This window comes from uncultured Rikenella sp., from assembly GCF_910577125.1.
GTDB lineage: Bacteria > Bacteroidota > Bacteroidia > Bacteroidales > Rikenellaceae > Rikenella.
On sequence record NZ_CAJTMN010000015.1, the window covers coordinates 1 to 16,223 of the forward strand.

The 16,223-nt window shown below is 61.5% G+C and carries 11 protein-coding genes; 6 read left to right on the forward strand and 5 right to left on the reverse strand.

What is annotated here, in order from left to right; genetic code table 11:
* Window positions 1-824: 824 nt before the first annotated feature.
* The 4 genes from aroB (at window position 825) to QZ292_RS03215 (ending at window position 4,290) form a co-directional block, all read left to right on the forward strand.
* Window positions 825-1,886 carry a 3-dehydroquinate synthase gene (gene aroB, locus QZ292_RS03200; protein ID WP_294597745.1) on the forward strand — a complete coding sequence of 354 codons (1,062 nt, stop codon included), beginning with the start codon at window positions 825-827 and terminating at the stop codon, window positions 1,884-1,886.
* On the forward strand, window positions 1,887-2,108 hold the full coding sequence (locus tag QZ292_RS03205) for a hypothetical protein (protein ID WP_294597748.1): 222 nt from the start codon (window positions 1,887-1,889) through the stop codon (window positions 2,106-2,108).
* Between the two features lie 100 nt (window positions 2,109-2,208).
* Window positions 2,209-3,243 (forward strand): YeiH family protein, encoded by a 1,035-nt coding sequence (locus QZ292_RS03210; protein ID WP_294597809.1) that lies wholly within the window; start codon window positions 2,209-2,211, stop codon window positions 3,241-3,243.
* Between the two features lie 45 nt (window positions 3,244-3,288).
* Window positions 3,289-4,290: a malate dehydrogenase gene (locus QZ292_RS03215; RefSeq protein WP_294597750.1), complete on the forward strand. Its 1,002-nt coding sequence runs from the start codon at window positions 3,289-3,291 to the stop codon at window positions 4,288-4,290.
* Window positions 4,291-4,880: 590 nt separating this feature from the next.
* Here QZ292_RS03215 and QZ292_RS03220 read toward each other — a convergent pair.
* The 5 genes from QZ292_RS03220 to QZ292_RS03240 form a co-directional block, all read right to left on the reverse strand.
* Window positions 4,881-5,252, reverse strand: coding sequence for a thioredoxin domain-containing protein (locus tag QZ292_RS03220; RefSeq protein WP_294597753.1), 372 nt, complete (start codon window positions 5,250-5,252; stop codon window positions 4,881-4,883).
* 200 nt (window positions 5,253-5,452) lie between these two features.
* On the reverse strand, window positions 5,453-8,404 hold the full coding sequence (secDF, locus tag QZ292_RS03225; RefSeq protein ID WP_294597756.1) for a protein translocase subunit SecDF: 2,952 nt from the start codon (window positions 8,402-8,404) through the stop codon (window positions 5,453-5,455).
* A 115-nt stretch (window positions 8,405-8,519) separates the two neighbouring features.
* Window positions 8,520-10,796 carry a GH92 family glycosyl hydrolase gene (locus QZ292_RS03230; protein ID WP_294597758.1) on the reverse strand — a complete coding sequence of 759 codons (2,277 nt, stop codon included), beginning with the start codon at window positions 10,794-10,796 and terminating at the stop codon, window positions 8,520-8,522.
* A 959-nt stretch (window positions 10,797-11,755) separates the two neighbouring features.
* Window positions 11,756-13,420: a sialidase family protein gene (locus QZ292_RS03235; RefSeq protein WP_294597761.1), complete on the reverse strand. Its 1,665-nt coding sequence runs from the start codon at window positions 13,418-13,420 to the stop codon at window positions 11,756-11,758.
* 33 nt (window positions 13,421-13,453) lie between these two features.
* On the reverse strand, window positions 13,454-14,221 hold the full coding sequence (locus QZ292_RS03240) for a nitroreductase family protein (protein WP_294597764.1): 768 nt from the start codon (window positions 14,219-14,221) through the stop codon (window positions 13,454-13,456).
* A gap of 158 nt (window positions 14,222-14,379) precedes the next feature.
* On the opposite strand from QZ292_RS03240, the gene dapF reads away from it, so the two are divergent.
* On the forward strand, window positions 14,380-15,180 hold the full coding sequence (gene dapF, locus QZ292_RS03245; protein ID WP_294597767.1) for a diaminopimelate epimerase: 801 nt from the start codon (window positions 14,380-14,382) through the stop codon (window positions 15,178-15,180).
* A 21-nt stretch (window positions 15,181-15,201) separates the two neighbouring features.
* The gene (locus tag QZ292_RS03250) at window positions 15,202-16,017 is read left to right on the forward strand and encodes an alpha/beta hydrolase (protein WP_294597769.1); all 816 of its coding nucleotides are present in this window, start codon (window positions 15,202-15,204) and stop codon (window positions 16,015-16,017) included.
* The last annotated feature ends 206 nt before the right edge of the window (window positions 16,018-16,223 follow it).

Here is a 16,223-nt window from a genome sequence, read left to right on the forward strand (position 1 = left end):
AGCCCCATTCTCCACCTAATCCTCTACCCCATTCGGCCTGTCGCCCATTCCCCCGAAGCCGCTACGCGGCTTGGGTGACAAGGCCGGCGACCTCAAAGGGTCGCAAAAGTTCAGTCCAACCTATTGTAAATTCGGGCTGCGCGCTCCGGGGGTGGGCCGAAGGCCCAGCGCGCAAGCCCGGCGATTCCTCGCGGAATCGCGCTATTCATTCTCAAAATACATTTCGTAACGCCCGTAGCAGTCCGGCGCCAGCGGAGGGCGCAACGAGCTCCAACGAGTTGCACTCCTCCGCCTGCCGGGGCGGCGGACTGCGCGACCCTGCGGGTCGCAAGAGCTCGACCAAATTCTCGGCCCCGTGTCCGCCTCACTGCGGCTCCGCTGTCGCTCCGCCGCATTTGCCGTCGCCCGCGGGGATTTCATCTCGATTTTGCTCACCGCCAAACGAGCAAAATCCCTCTTTAAGCGGGCGGGCGACGGGAACAAATTTTTCCGCGCGCCTTGAGCGATTCATTCTGTTTCGGCGATGAGCCGAAACAGAATGAATCGCCTTCTAAGGCGTCGGCGCGCGGTGCCTTCGGGCACTCCGACAGGGCCGCCTCTACCCCAACTGGATAGAACTGCGCTCAGGCCGCGCGGGCCCCACGTCCCGTGGACGGGCGATGCTCACGCATCGCTAAGGCAGCCTCTACCCTATTCTGTCACCCGTTCGCTGTCCGCGCACCGTAGGCTCCGCAGGACTCAGTCTTTTCCGCCCGACATAAAATAACGTCCATCCTCCCCGCCGGCCATCCGGAGAACGGAGAATATTGTTAATTTTGTCTCCGATGAACACGCAGGAAATTTCAGTACCGCGACCGGGACGACCCGATGCCCCGTCGCGCATCGTGATCGGAGACGCACTGCCGCTGCTCGACACGCTGCTCGCCGGGAAACGCCCCGTAATCATTACGGATCCGAATCTGGCCGCAGCCTATCCGGAACTGATCGGGCGTTATCCCCACATCCTGATCGGGCTCGGCGAAACGCAAAAAACGCTGGCCACCGTGGAATCCATCTGCCGCCAGCTGTTGGAAGCCGGCGCCGACCGGGGCTCGTACATCGTGGGTATCGGCGGAGGCATCGTAACGGACATCACCGGATTCGCCGCCTCGGTTTATATGCGGGGCGTGAGCGGTTTCGGGTTCGTGGCCACCTCGCTGCTGGCCCAGGTCGATGCCAGCGTCGGCGGAAAAAACGGCGTCAATCTGGACGGATACAAAAACCAGATCGGGGTTTTCAACCAGCCGGACTTCGTGCTGTGCGACCAGACGATGTTAGCCACGCTGCCCGCCCGAGAATTAAAAGCCGGACTGGCCGAGGCCCTCAAATGCGGACTGATCGGCGACGCCGCCCTGTTCGAGGCATTCGAAGGAGAGACCTTCGAGACCCTGACCGGCCATCCGGAACTGCTGCACCGCATCATCGTAGCGGCCGTGGAGCTGAAAGCCCGCGTCGTGACGGCGGACGAGCGGGAACACGGCGAGCGGAAACTGCTGAACTTAGGCCATACGTTCGGCCACGCGATCGAAAAACGCACCCGCCACTACCTGCACGGCGAAGCGGTAGCCATCGGGCTCTGCCTCGCAGCCGGCGCAGCAGTTAAATCCGGATTGCTGACAGCGGACGAAGCGGAGCGGATCGTGCGGACGGTTCGAGCGATCGGGCTGCCGACAACGATCGACCCGGCACTCGGGATTACCGCAGCCCAGCTAATCGAAGCGATAAAAGCAGATAAAAAACGGGAAGCGCAAGAGATCGATTTCGTTCTGCCGTCAGGCATCGGCCGGTCGGTTCGCCGCCGGATGCCGCTCGCGGAACTGGACGCGATGATTCAGGATATGCTATAGATGAGACTGCAACCGGGAAACAGGCCCGCCCCGGGCTTCCGCGACGCAGGCAACTATGGGCGATTGGGTGATCCGGTGCACGTCGGCCTCAGCGGGTATAGTTGGTCGTCCGCTGTCAGCGGTACTAATGGCATGCACTTGGGTTTCAACGTGGGGTGGCTCGGTCCCAGCAGCGCGGGCAGACGCGCCTACGGTTTTCAGTTGCGTTGCCTCTCGGAATAAACGGGGCCGACGGGCACGCCGAAATAGCAGACTCTACCCCAATAGACCCGACCCTAAAAACGGTAAACCACATATGAAACTCAGTGAACACCGCGGAAATATGTTGCACGGCGTACTGCTGATCGCCCTGTTCAGCTGCGCCGCGTTCTGGATCGCCGAGACCCGCTGGGTCAGCAGCCTCTCGATCAGTCCGCTGATCGTCGGCATCGTGCTCGGCATGCTCTACGCCAACAGCCTCCGCAACCGGCTGCCCGCCACGTGGGTGCCCGGCATCCTGTTCTGCTCCAAACGACTGCTGCGGATCGGCATCATCCTCTACGGTTTCAACCTCACCTTCCAGGACGTCGTGCGGGTCGGATGGGCCGCCCTGGCGATCGACGCCATTATCGTCACCGTGACCATCTACGGCGGGATCTGGATCGGACGGCTGCTGAAGATGGATCGCGGAATCGCCCTGCTGACCTCCGTCGGGAGCGGCATCTGCGGCGCCGCGGCCGTGCTCGGAGCCGAAGCCACGATCCACAGCAAACCGTACAAGACTGCCGTGGCGGTCTCGACCGTCGTAATATTCGGGACGATCGCCATGTTCCTCTACCCCGCTCTGTACCGGAACGGCGTTCTGGAGCTCGACCCAGCGCAAATGGGACTCTACGCCGGAGCGACGCTGCACGAAGTGGCCCACGCGGTGGGCGCCGGGAACGCCATGGGCGACGAAGTGGCCGGAGTCGCCGTCATCGTCAAGATGATCCGCGTGATGCTGCTCGTGCCGGTGCTGCTGATCCTCGGATTCGCCATCGCCCGCACCCGGGCACGAAAATTGCAGAGACGGGGCGGCACGGCCGCAACCCCGGACAACGGGAGCGGAAAGGTGGCGGTTCCGTGGTTCGCCGTGGGATTTCTGGGGGTGATCGCCTTCAACTCGTTCGGTTGGCTGCCCGAAGCGGTGATCACGTTCCTCAAACAGCTGGACATTTTCCTGCTGACCATGGCCATGACGGCGCTCGGAGCGGAGACCAGCATCGAAAAGTTCCGCAAGGCAGGGATCAAACCGTTCATCCTGGCCGCCATCCTCTTCGTGTGGCTGATGGGCGGCGGGTATCTGCTGGCGCGGTACCTCGCACCGGCCCTGATGTAAGTCCGGACGCAAAAAACGACACAAACAATTAAAAAACATACGCTTATGAACTTCCTGACAGACGAAAAGCTCACCATCGTCGGCGCCGCCGGCATGATCGGCTCGAACATGGTACAGACCGCCATCATGATGGGGCTCACGCCGAACATCTGCGCCTACGACCCGTTCGCCCCGGCGCTCGAAGGGATGGCCGAAGAGATGTACCACTGCGGCTTCGAGGGGATCAACCTCACCTGGACCAACGACATCGCCGAAGCGCTCAAAGGCGCGAAATACATCATCTCGTCGGGCGGAGCGGCCCGCAAGGCCGGCATGACCCGCGAAGACCTCCTCAAGGGGAACGCCGAAATCGCCGCCCAGTTCGGGAAAGACATCCGCACCTACTGCCCGGACGTGAAGCATGTGGTGGTGATCTTCAATCCGGCGGATATTACGGGACTCATTACCCTGCTCTACTCAGGACTCAAACCGTCGCAGGTGAGCACCCTCGCGGCGCTGGACAGCACCCGTCTGCGCACGGCGCTGGCCCAGCACTTCGGCATCGCCCACGACCGGGTGACCGACGCCCGGACGTACGGCGGACACGGCGAACAGATGGCCGTCTTCGCCTCGACCGTCAAGGTGGACGGCAAACCGCTCACCGAACTGATCGGCACGCCGGCTCTGACCGACGAACAGTGGGCTGCCATCCGGCAGCACGTGATTCAGGGCGGGAAACGGATCATCGACCTCCGCGGCCGGTCGTCGTTCCAGAGCCCGGCCTACGTGTCGGTCGAAATGATCCGCGCGGCGATGGGCGGCGCTCCGTTCCGCTGGCCGGCAGGCGTTTACGTTTCGGAAGGGGGCTTCGACCACATCATGATGGCGATGGAAACCACGATCGACCGGGACGGGGTACATTATAAGGTACCGTCCGGGACGGCTCAGGAGACCGAATCGCTGCAACAGAGCTACGGCCACCTGTGCAAATTGCGGGACGAAGTGATCGGAATGGGGATCATTCCGGCCATCCCGGAATGGGCGGGGTTGAATCCTAACTTGAAATAGTCGGGGTTATTTTGAATTGACAGCAGGGTCGGATCTTTGTTCCAAAGATCCGACCCTGTTACGTTTCTTCTGTGTCGAGAATCAGTCTCGCAATGTCCTCTCATCCGCCGCCCCGGGCTTCCGCAGCAACAGCAGTAAGGGTGCACTACTGAGCATCGGAAGTGAGGGTTCCATCTGGTCGGCTTCAAACGATAATACGCGGGGCTACTATTTACGTTTCCTGCCGAATGCGACTCAGCCGAGCAATTCCGATATCCGTGGCCTCGCTCTTCAGTTGCGTTGCCTCTCGGAATAAACGGAGGAATGCTTGCGAATCTGCGAATCGCAAAAGCACAGCCCAACCCACGGCCCAAAGCACTGCCCCGTGTCCGCCTCACTGCGGCTCCGCTTTCGCTCCGCCGCTTTTTCGCGCGCCTGCGCGATTCATTCTATTTCGGCTCACCGCCGAAATAGTTGAATCGCTCCTTTAGGCGGGGCGCGCGTCTGTCCTACAGGAGAGTACTGCCCTTACGCCGGGCAGGCGGTGCCTCCCGGCACTCGGAATGGGCTACCTCTACCCCAAGCAATACGCGAAACAATACCTTGGCCCCTTACCAACACGACGACGCCAGCAACGCCTCGATACGCTCCCTGAGGGCCGCCTTGGTCAGCGCGCCGACATGCACCCCCTCGTCCCGCGAGGTCCCGTCCGGCGACAGAAAGGCCAGGGCCGGCACGTTCCGCACCCGAAACCGAACGGCAATCCGCCGCTCGCGGTCGATGTCGGTTTTATAAAAATCGACCCGCCCGGCGTACTCTTCCGCGACCTCTTCGAGCACGGGCAGCATCGTCCGGCACGGCTGGCACCACGGGACATAAAAATCCAGCACGACAGGTCTCCCGCCTGCCGGACGGTACGTACCGTCGTCCGATATCCGGACAACGCGTTCCAGAGCGGCTTCTTTCAACTCGATCAATTCCATTGCGTTTCGGTTTACCCCTTTTCTCGCACTTCCTGCAAAAAGCGTACACTTTTTCCTCCCCCGGCCGGAAGAACCGGCACAAAAACAAAAAGGAGCGCCTCTTCCCTTTGATGTCAGGGAAGAGGCGCTCTCGAAATGTTCCGGCACACTCGTTCTGTCGAACGCACCGGATATAGATGTTCCGAACGGAATCCGCCGAACTAATCGGCAATCGTCTTTCCGGTACGTTTTTCCTTGCGGGTCATCATGTCGTACGCCACCGGCGTCGCCACGAAAACCGACGAGAAGGTACCGATCACCACCCCGAACATCAAGGCGAAGACGAAGCCGCGGATCACCTCGCCGCCGAAGATGAAGATGGCGAGCAACACCACGAAGGTCGAACCGGCGGTATTGACCGTACGCGCCAACGTGCTGTTGATGGCGTGGTTGATGTTTTCGCGCCGCGACCGACGCGGATAGAGGTGCTGGTTCTCACGAATCCGGTCGAAGATCACCACCGTGTCGTTGATCGAGTACCCGATGATGGTCAGGATGGCCGCGATGAACGACTGGTCGACCGTCAGGTTGAACGGCAGCAGGCCGTACAGCAGCGAGAAGATACCGATCGTGAGGATCGAGTCGTGGAACAGGGAGACGATCCCGCCCATCCCGTACTGCCAGTTCTTGAACCGGATGGCGATGTAGATCCCGATGGCAATCAGCGAGAAGATCACGGCAATGAACGAATTGACTTTGATGTCATGCGCGATACTCGGCCCCACCTTTTCCGCGCTGATAATTCCGTACGGGTTGTTCACCGTGGTCGTAAAGTCTTCGAACGAGATATTCTGTTTGTAGAGCGGTTTCAAGGCACTGTAGATCATCCCGTTGATTTCGTCCGTCACCCCGTCCGCATCGTCCGCGTACTTGTACTGGGTCACGATGCGCATCTGCTTCTGGTCTTTGTTCCCGTACTGTTTCACTTCGAGACCGTCGGTAAAGACTTTGTCCAGTTCAGCCCGCACTTCGTTGGCGGTCACCTGCTGATCGAAGCGCACCACATAGGCCCGTCCCCCCGAGAAGTCGACGCCGTAGCTCAGCCCCTTGGTCGCCAGCGAGACGATCATCACGAGAATCAGCGTTCCGGAGATGATATAGGTGTATTTCCGGCAAGCGATAAAGTCGATTTTGGTATTCCCGAGGAAGTGTTCGGTCCATCGGTTCCAGAAGCGGATGTTCCACCCCTTGTCGAGCATCGCCACGAAAATCAGCCGGGTGATGAAGATCGCACAGAAGAGCGAGGTCAGAATCCCGATGATCAGCGTCGTGGCAAAGCCCTGCACCGGCCCCGTCCCGAAGATGAAGAGGACAATCCCCGTAATCAGGGTAGTCGCCTGACCGTCGATAATCGCCGAGTAAGCGTTCTTGAACCCGTCGGCGATCGAGAGGCTGAGCCCCTTGCCCGAGTGGAGCTCCTCTTTGATCCGTTCGTAGATAATCACGTTGGCATCGACGGCCATCCCCATGGTGAGGACGATCCCGGCAATCCCGGGCAAGGTCAGAACCGCTCCGAACGAAACCAGCACCCCGAACAGGAAGAAGAGGTTGGCGATCAGGGCGATATTGGCGACCATCCCCGCCGTCTTGTAGAAGAAGAACATGTAGACGAGCACGAGCACGAATGCCAGTACGAAGGAGATCATCCCGGCGTCGATCGACTCCTGGCCGAGCGACGGCCCTACGACCGCTTCCTGTACGATCTGTGCCGGAGCCGGCAGACGGCCCGACTGCAGGATATTGGCCAGGTCTTTCGCTTCGGCGATCGTAAAGTCGCCGGTAATCTGCGAGTGCCCCCCGGTAATTTCGCCGTTCACGATCGGGCAGGAGTAGACATACCCGTCCAGCACCACGGCAATATAGCGTCCGACGTTATCCGCGGTCAGCCGCGCCCAGGTCTTCGCCCCGGCGGAGTTCATGCTCATCGAGACTTCGGCCGACGAACCGATCTGTCCGTACTGTCCGACCGCGTCGGTAATCACGCTCCCGTCCAATGCGGGGCGCCCGTCGTTGCTCCCCTTGATGGCATAGAGTTCGAAGACCGTCGGATTCCCCTTGATCCCCTTGATGCCCCACATGAAGCGCACGTCGCGCGGGAACATCGACCGCACCTGCGGCATATTGAGATAGGTGTTGACCTTCGCCGTGTCATACGACTGCGCCAGCCCGATCACGCCCCCTTCCTGGAAAGGCTGCAAAACGCTGAACAGCGACGAGGCCTCGTTCCCAGCCGCCTGAGCGGTCGCATCCTCGCCCTGAGCCGCGCCCAGAGCCGCCAGCACGTCGGTCGAGTCTTTCGCCACTGTCGTATCCGGAGTATCCACTGTCTTTTCCGCAGCCAGCAGACCTGCCACTTCCCGGTCGGCCTGAGCCATCATCGGGAAGAGCTCCTTAGCCGTATAGGTCGTCCAGAATTCCAGGCTGGCCGTCCCCTGCAGGAGTTTCCGCACCCGTTCCGGATCCTTGATCCCCGGCAGTTCGACGAGAATCCGGCCGGTGTTCCCGATCCGCTGGATGTTGGGCTGAATCACGCCGAAACGGTCGATACGGGTCGAGAGGACGTTGAACGAGTTGGAGATCGCCGCGTCGCTCGATTCGCGCAGCACGCGGATCACCTGTTCATTCGTGGACTCCGGCGTAATCTTCCCCCGCAGTTCGTAGGTTCCGAAAATCGCCGCCAGCCGTCCCTCCGGCGCAATCCGCCGATAGGCGTCCGCAAACAGGGTGATGAAGTCGTCGGTGCTGCTCCGCATAGCCGTTTTGGCCTCCGCCATGGCCTGCAGGAACTGCGGGTCGGTGCTGTGGTTGGAGAGCGCCTTGAGCACATCTTCGACAGCGATTTCGAGGGTGATGTTCATCCCCCCCTGCAGGTCGAGCCCGAGGTTGATCTCCTTTTCCTGACACTCGGCGTAGGTGTATTTCACCAGTCCGAGGTTGTACACGACCTGCGACTTCATGGAGTCGAGGTAGGCCTGTTCGACAGCCGAGTTCCCGCCGGAGACTTTGGCCGCCTCCTTGCGCACGCTCCGCGTCACGAACGAGAACGAAAGCTGGAACGCGCAGGCGATGGCCAGCATGATGGCCAAGAACTTGAGTGCGCCTTTATTCTGCATGGATTGTAAAGAGTTTTATTTTGTTTTTCGTTTTTTCGGGTGGTATGAAGTTGCAAATATATACTTTTTTCCCGACTCGCCGCGATTTTTCGCCCCGGAAGGGTTCCGCGCGGCATTATTCGACCGCCGAGCGAGGCCGGTCGGCCGGATCGGCACCGAACGCCTCGTTGGGCCGGGGCCCCATCACCAGCCGCAGTTCGCCGCCGTTCATGATGTCCCGATAGGTGATATAGGCCTTGGTGTACGGCTTCCCGTTCAGGGTGGCAGACTGAATATAGAGGTTCTCCGGCCCGTTGTTTTCGGCCACGACGGTAAAGCTCCGGTTCCCCGAGACCGGGAAGGTCACCCGATCGAAGACCGGACTGCCCAGCACGAACGCGCCGTTGGCCGGATTGGCCGGGTAGAAGCCCAAGGCATTGAAGACATACCAGGCGGACATCTGGCCGCAGTCTTCGTTCCCGCACAGCCCCTCGGCGGTGTCGTCGAAAAACTCGTCGAGGATCCGCCGCGCCAGCCGGGCGGTCTTCCACTGCTTGCCGAGGTAGGCGTAGGCATAGATGGTCGAGTGGTTGGGTTCGTTGCCCTGGGCGTACTGGCCGATAAGGCCCGAGATATCGGGCGAAGCATTCGGCCCCCCGTTGTACGGCACGGTGAAGGTGCTGTCCAACTTCGCTTCCGCAGCCTCCGGCGTGGGGAACAAGGCGAAGAGGCCTTCGAAGTCGTGCGGAACGAGCCACGTATATTGCCAGGCATTCCCCTCGCAGAAATCGTCGCCCCGGTGGGTCGAGTAGTCCGGATTGAACGGTGTCCGGAACGAGCCGTCGGCCAGCCGCCCTTTCATGAAACAGTCCGCCGAGTCGAAATAGTGGCGGTAGTTTTTCGACCGCTCCATAAAATAGTCGTAATCTTTCTCTTTCCCCAATTTGCGGGCGGCCTGCGCCACGCTCCAGTCGCTGATGCAGTACTCCAGCGCCTTGGCGACGGATTCGCCCTCTTCGTCGGCCGGGATGTAGCCGCGCTCACGCACCTGCCGCAATCCCCGCTCGTCGAGCTGCGCATAAGCCCGAATCGCTTCATACGCCTTTTCGCGGTCGAAGCCGGGGATATCCTTGAGGATCGCGTCCGCCACGACCTGCACCGACGGGAAACCGACCATGCAGTTCGTCTCGTTCCCCGCCAGGTGCCACACGGGTACCTTCCCCTGCTGTTCATAAATCCGGATGAAGGAGTTCACGAAATCGCCCACGCGCTCCGGCGCGATCACCGTATAGAGCGGATGGGCGGCCCGATAGGTGTCCCACAGCGAGAAAATCGTGTAGACATCGGCACTCGAGTCCGCATAAATCCGTCCGTCGGCCCCCCGATATTCCCCCGTCACGTCGTTGAAAACGGCCGGGAAGATCGAGGCGTGATAGAGCGCGGTGTAAAACGTCCGCAGCCGGGCGGTATCGGTCGTCTCGACAGCCATATGCCCCAACAGGTCGTTCCACGCCTTGCGCGCCCGGGTACGGGTTTCGTCGAATCCCCGGCCCCGCGCCTCGGCCAATAAATTGGCCTTAGCGCCCTCAACGCTCACGCCCGAAACCGCCACACGAGCCTCCACCGTCTCCCCGTCGGCCAGCGGCCCGAAGTCAAGCACGGCATAAGCCTCCGGCGTCACGATCGTCCGTGCGGCCCGATTCGCATGGGCAGGCAACGTAGTGGTGTCGGCATACACGGCGATGTTTTTGAACGGTTTCGAGAACTCGGCGACAAAATAGACCCGATCGTCCTCAGCCCACCCCCGCGAAAGGCGATACCCTTCGATCGTAGAGTCGTTCACGGCCCGAATCGCGAGCTCTTTGGGCGAGTCCCACCCGATGCCGTTGAAGAGATTGACGAGCACCCGCGCCGAATCGGTCGCCGGATAGGTGTACCGATGCCAGCCCACGCGCGGCGTAGCGGTCAGCTCAGCGTCAATATGATAGCGGTTCAAATGGGTACGGTAATACCCCGCCTGCGCCTCTTCCCGGTCGTGAGAATAGGTCGAGAGGTAGTTCCTCGCTTTTACAGGAGCAGTCAAAGTCCCCGTCAGCGGCATCAGCAACACATCGCCCTTATCACCGATCCCGGTGCCGCTCAGGTGGGTGTGGGCGAAACCGACAACAGTGGTGTCGCTGGCGTGGTAGCCGGAACACCAGTCCCACCCTTCACTGATATTGGTGGGCCCGAGCTGAACGGCTCCGAAGGGCACATTGGCGCCGACAAAGACGTGTCCGTGTCCGCCGGATCCGATCCGGGGATCGACGAACTGTGCAAGATCGCGCTCCTGATCGTTCGCAGCAGTCCGGCAGCCGGCCAGCAAGGCGGCTCCCAAAACGAGGCTCCATAATCCATGGATCGAAGTTCTCATATTTTCAGTCGTTTTTTGAATATATCTCAATCATTCACAACGGCCGGCTGTCGATGGCCCCGCCCCGGGCTTCCGCGACTTTAGCCGGGCTGGCCAAGAGGGAGTAGCAAGAGACATCGGCCGTGACGGATACAGTTGGTCTTCCGTTATCAGCGAAACTTCCTGCATATTCTTGTATTTCGGCACGCAGAATCTCAATCCCAGCCTCGCAACCAGCCGTGCCTACGGTCTTCCGTTGCGTTGCCTCTCGGAATAAACGGGGGCAGAGGCGGCTTTAGCGAAACGTAGTTTCGCTCCGTCCCGCCGGGGTCACCCGGACGCCGCCCGCGCAGGGCAGTTCCGTCCGGTTCGAAGCTCGAAAGTCGCCCGCCCCGCTTAAAGCGGAATTTCACTCGTTTTGCGGTAAGCAAAACCGAGATGAAATTCCTGCGGGCGACTGAAAAGGTTTGCCGAGCCCGCGCGCCACACCTTAAAGGGGAAATCGGCAAAATGCCCTTGTGCGTTTTGACTGGATTTCCCAAGGCGCGCGGAAAAAAACAAGGCCGAAACTCTGCGACCCGCAAGGGTCGCGCGGGCCGAAAGCCTTCCCCAGCGGGAGACCCGCAATTCGCTACGCTCGTTTGGGCACCCGCAGGCTTCGGCCCGCAACAGACACCACCCAACTCTTCGCACTGTTCGTCGTTCGCGCACCTTAGGTGGCGCACGGAATTCTTAATACGTTTCAGTCGCCCGCGGCAATTCTCGTGGGTTGGCTGGGTGCCAACCCACAGAATTTCCCTTTTAAGGCGTCGGCGCGCGGTCGAGCTTCGACTGGCCTCGGGCCGGCCGGGCCCCACGTCCCGTGGACGGGCGAAACTTGCGTTTCGCTGCGGCAGCCTCTACCCCATTCTCTGTCCGCGCGCCTCACGCTCCGCAAGACTTATCTTGCGTGCACCGGCACGCCGCTACCCAGAGGAGCCCTACTCCTCTTTCCGGACAATGTCGCGGAGCGGAATCGCCTGAAAAGCCATCTGGGCCACACTGCTCTCGTAAAGAATCCCCACCGTCCGCGGGTCGATCATCGTCAGGCACGAATAACCCCACCCCGGCTCCTCGTCCAACAACAGCTGATTTTCCGGCAGCCACGTCGCACCGCCGTCCAAGCTCGCCTTGATCGTAATCCGGGAGCGTGTCTGGGTCGTATCCGGATTCGAGAAGAGCAGCAAGTCCCGCCCCAGCTCGTTTTCCGCCGCCGGCACCCGGATCAGGCTCGCCATGCAGACCGGCTCACGCAACGCACTGCGCGACGTCGCATGCTCTTCCCACGTCCGTCCCATGTCGCGCGTCACACAGATCGCCCGGCTGTCGCCCCCGTTCCGACGCATGTTCAGCATCAGCACCCCCGGTTCGATTTCCACCACTTGCGCTTCGGTGGTATTGGTGAAAGCCGGTGCGCCGATCGTCCACGTCCGGCCGTTGTCGCGGCTCCAGATCACCGACGCGAACGGCATGTGAGTCGAGTCCGTCCACTGAATCGGGAAGACCAGCGTACTGTCCTGCATCACGATCCCGCGGCCCGGCCCCTGAAGAATCAGGTGCCACGTCGGATCCTTGATCTGCGCCGTGATGTTGGCCGGTTCCGACCACGTCCGCCCGTCGTCGTCGCTGTGCACCAGGAGCACCTGCCCCGTCTGTTCCTCCGGCGTCATCGCATGGTTGTGCGACGCCCACCAGCCGCGTCCACCGCCCATCCCGTGGTTCCACAGCGCCATCACCCACGTCCGCCCCCGCAGATGGTCGGCCAGAATCGACGGGTCGCCCACTCCGTTTTGCGACCGGGGCAACGAGCCGTAAGCCGTCCGATCCATCACCAGCCGCATCGGCTCCCACGTCTGCCCGCCGTCCGTACTCCGGCTCAGCCCCACCTGCACATCCTCCTGCAGGTCGATATTGTTGTGGTTCCGCACGTCGTAGACGCCGAGCAGCGTCCCCTCCGCCGTGGTCGTGAGCCCCGGAATCCGATAGCTGTGTACGCCGTCGTCTCCCGCCGTCCGCACCGCGACGGCCGGCCGGTGTCCGTCTGCCTGCCGCCCCCGATTGAGCTGCGCAAAACGACCGCCGTCGAAAGCCACTTTCGTGATCGACGGAGTAAACTTATGGGTCAACGGCGTGTCGCCCGCCACCGACAAACTGACATAAAAATAGTTCGTCCACGGGAAGAGCCGCTGGTCGAACTGCAAGGTCACCGTCCGTTCCCCTCTCGCCGCCACCGCGGTGTCCTGAGCCAGCAGGACAGCATAGGCCGGATGGTCGAAAATGCGTTGTCCCCCGCCGTACTCCGCCATGCCGTGCGCCAGTCCCGACGAGGCGGTACGCGAGCCGAGCATCGAAGTGGTTCCGGTATAAAACACCCGTACAGCCTTGACGAAAGGCAGGTCGCGAGCCGGGAAATCGATCGTAATACTGGTCATCCGCTCGCCCGCCAAAGTAGGCGTTACCCGGAAGTCGAAAATGATGTTATTGGGCCGTCCGACCACCACCGGAATGGTCGGTTCGTGAACGAAAACGACTTGTGCACCGACAGTCGAAACGGCGCTCCCGACCACGGCGAGCAGCGAAAGGGGTAACGAAAAAAATTTTTTCATGATGGAAGAGTATGGGTGTCAAAAAAGTGGTTTTCAGTCTTTCAAATCGAATTCGAACATCCCCTGCGCCCGCAGCACATCGAGATAAGCACGCGAAAAACGGAGGTTGTCCGCCGTCGTATACCGCCGTTCGGTGAAGATCCGCGCCAGGTTCGGCAGGTCATTGGCTTTCAGCAAGTCGGCCGTCTCTTCCGACGCCTCCCGCGCGGCCCACACCTCGTCGATCCACTCCGGCGTATAGTCCTGATAGACTTCCCTGTGCACGACCGCCTCCAGCGGCAGCCGGTCGGTCAGCTCCGGCAGCGGCTCCGCCGGATACCCCACCGCCACGGTCGTCACCGGCACCACCCCGCGCGGCAGTCGCAGAATCCGCACGATATCCGCCGCATTGTAAGTCGTCGTCCCGAGATAACAAATCCCCAGCCCATTGGCCTCGGCCTCCAGCGAGAAGTTCTGCGACGCCAGCAGCGCGTCGATCGCGCCGTTCACGAACCACTGCAGGTTGTCGTACCCCGGCTCCGCCCCGCGCTGCCGGCACCACATCGAAAAACGGTGCACGTCGGCGCAGAAAGTCACCAGCGCCGCCGCTCCGGTCGCCGCCGGCTGGTTGAAATGACACGGCCCGAGCTCGCCGAAAACCGGGCTGCCGGCACCGGTCACCACGATGCTGTAAAGCTGCATATTCCCGACTGTCGACGCCCGCGCCGCAGCAGCGAGCAACTCGGTCATCAACGCATCCGGAATCGGCCGTCCGGGCTGGAATTTCCGCACACTGCGGTGGTTCGCTATCTCTGGTATCATACGCTGTCTCGAAAATTTTAAGTCTCCGGCACCGGAACGGCCATCCGCTCCGCTGTGCCCATTGTACAAATATAGCGTTTAAATGGATATCTGCCAAGCACGCCCCGAAACGACCCTCTCCACTCCCACGAAACGCATAAAAAGCTATATTTGCCGACATGAAACGCGTGCGATTCACCAAATACCAGGGCGCCGGAAACGACTTCATTCTGCTCGACGTCCGGCACGACGACCCCGGGCTGACCCGTCCGGAGATACGGGCCCTCTGCGACCGCCGGTTCGGCATCGGCGCCGACGGCCTGATGACCCTCGAAACGAGCACGGTCTCCGGCTGCGACTTCCGGATGCGCTACTGCAATGCCGACGGCGGCGAGTCGACCATGTGCGGCAACGGCGGACGGTGCATCGCCCGCTTCGCCGACCACCTCGGCGTCGGCGGCCGCGTCAAACGGTTCGACAGCAGCGACGGCATCCACACGGCCGAACTGCTCGACGACCGCCTCGTCCGATTGCAAATGATCGACACCGGGGCCCCCGAACCCTTAGCCGACGGCCGTTCGTGGCTCCTCTTCACCGGCTCGCCGCACTACGTCGAATTCACCGACCGGCTGGAGGCGCTCGACGTGGAGCGGCTCGGCGCGGCGATCCGGCAGCGAGCCGATTTCGAAGCCATCGGCGGCACGAATGTCAATTTCGTGGAGGTGGCGGGCGAGGGGCGGATCCGGGTGCGGACTTTCGAGCGGGGGGTGGAGGCCGAGACGTGGGCCTGCGGCACGGGGGTGACGGCGGCGGCGCTGGTGACGCACGCTGTCCGCCAGCCGGAGTGCTTCGACTTCACGGTCGAGACACGCGGCGGAGTGCTGGGGGTGACCTTCGCCGCGACCGAGGCCGGAACTTTCGCCGACATCCGGCTGACCGGGCCGGCGGAACGGGTTTTCGCCGGAGAAATCAATATCTAACCGATTCAAAACCGAACAGAAATGGAAAAATTCGTCATCGCCGACGGCACGCCGGTTCGCTACGCCGACGCCGGAAAAGGAACGCAGGCGGTCGTGCTGCTGCACGGTTACCTGGAGTCGATCGAGGTCTGGGAGGATTTCGCGGGCGAGCTGGGCAAGGAGTACCGCGTGATCCGGGTCGACCTGCCGGGCCACGGCTTCTCGGAGTGGGGCGGCCGCGAGGTGATCGGCATCGACTACATGGCCGACACGGTGTCGGCGGTACTGAAGCTCGCCGGGGTGGAGAGATGCACGGTGGTGGGCCATTCGATGGGGGGCTATGTGGCGCTGGCGCTCGCGGTAAACCACCCGGAGCAGGTGGAGGGGCTGGTGCTGTTCCACTCCTCGCCGAACGCCGACACGCCGGAAAAGGCGGCCAACCGGCAGCGCGAGATCGAGCTGATCGAGGCGGGCAAAAAAGAGATGCTGGCCCGTGTCAATCCGGGTAAAGGCTTTGCGGAGGCCAATCTGAAACGGTGCTCCGAGGTGATCGAAGAGCTCTCGGAACAGGTGATGATGACGGAAGACGAGGCGATCGTGGCCGTTCTCAAGGGGATGTCTCAACGGCAGGACCGCAACGAGGCGATGCGCCGGTTCGGCATTCCGGAACTGATGATTTTCGGCCGGGGCGACAACTACATCCCGGTGGTGGCGGCCGAAGCGATGGCGGCAACGCAGCCTCAGGCACGCACAGCGTGGCTGGATCGGTCGGGACATATGGGGTTCGTCGAACAGCCGGCCGAATCGCTCGCGATTCTGAAAGAGTTTCTAACGGCCGTCGCGGCACAAGACAAATAACGGGCCGGCCATACCCCGCCCCGGGCTACCGCGACTTCGGTTATACGGTCGCCGCAGGTGAGCTTGCCTATACCGGCGACCTCGGATTCAGTTGGTCCGCCACGGCAAGCGACATCAACGGAATATACCTGCATTTCGGTACGCAGGCCATTCTCTCCAGCTATGCAAACGGTCGCAGCCACGGTTTTCAGTTGCGTTGCCTCTCG

Excerpts from the sequence above, each read along its gene's own strand:
- aroB (WP_294597745.1), top strand. The coding sequence starts at position 825 with ATGAACACGCAGGAAATTTCAGTACCGCGACCGGGACGACCCGATGCC.
- QZ292_RS03205 (WP_294597748.1), top strand. The coding sequence starts at position 1,887 with ATGAGACTGCAACCGGGAAACAGGCCCGCCCCGGGCTTCCGCGACGCA.
- QZ292_RS03210 (WP_294597809.1), top strand. The coding sequence starts at position 2,209 with ATGTTGCACGGCGTACTGCTGATCGCCCTGTTCAGCTGCGCCGCGTTC.
- QZ292_RS03215 (WP_294597750.1), top strand. The coding sequence starts at position 3,289 with ATGAACTTCCTGACAGACGAAAAGCTCACCATCGTCGGCGCCGCCGGC.
- QZ292_RS03220 (WP_294597753.1), bottom strand. The coding sequence starts at position 5,252 with ATGGAATTGATCGAGTTGAAAGAAGCCGCTCTGGAACGCGTTGTCCGG.
- secDF (WP_294597756.1), bottom strand. The coding sequence starts at position 8,404 with ATGCAGAATAAAGGCGCACTCAAGTTCTTGGCCATCATGCTGGCCATC.
- QZ292_RS03230 (WP_294597758.1), bottom strand. The coding sequence starts at position 10,796 with ATGAGAACTTCGATCCATGGATTATGGAGCCTCGTTTTGGGAGCCGCC.
- QZ292_RS03235 (WP_294597761.1), bottom strand. The coding sequence starts at position 13,420 with ATGAAAAAATTTTTTTCGTTACCCCTTTCGCTGCTCGCCGTGGTCGGG.
- QZ292_RS03240 (WP_294597764.1), bottom strand. The coding sequence starts at position 14,221 with ATGATACCAGAGATAGCGAACCACCGCAGTGTGCGGAAATTCCAGCCC.
- dapF (WP_294597767.1), top strand. The coding sequence starts at position 14,380 with ATGAAACGCGTGCGATTCACCAAATACCAGGGCGCCGGAAACGACTTC.
- QZ292_RS03250 (WP_294597769.1), top strand. The coding sequence starts at position 15,202 with ATGGAAAAATTCGTCATCGCCGACGGCACGCCGGTTCGCTACGCCGAC.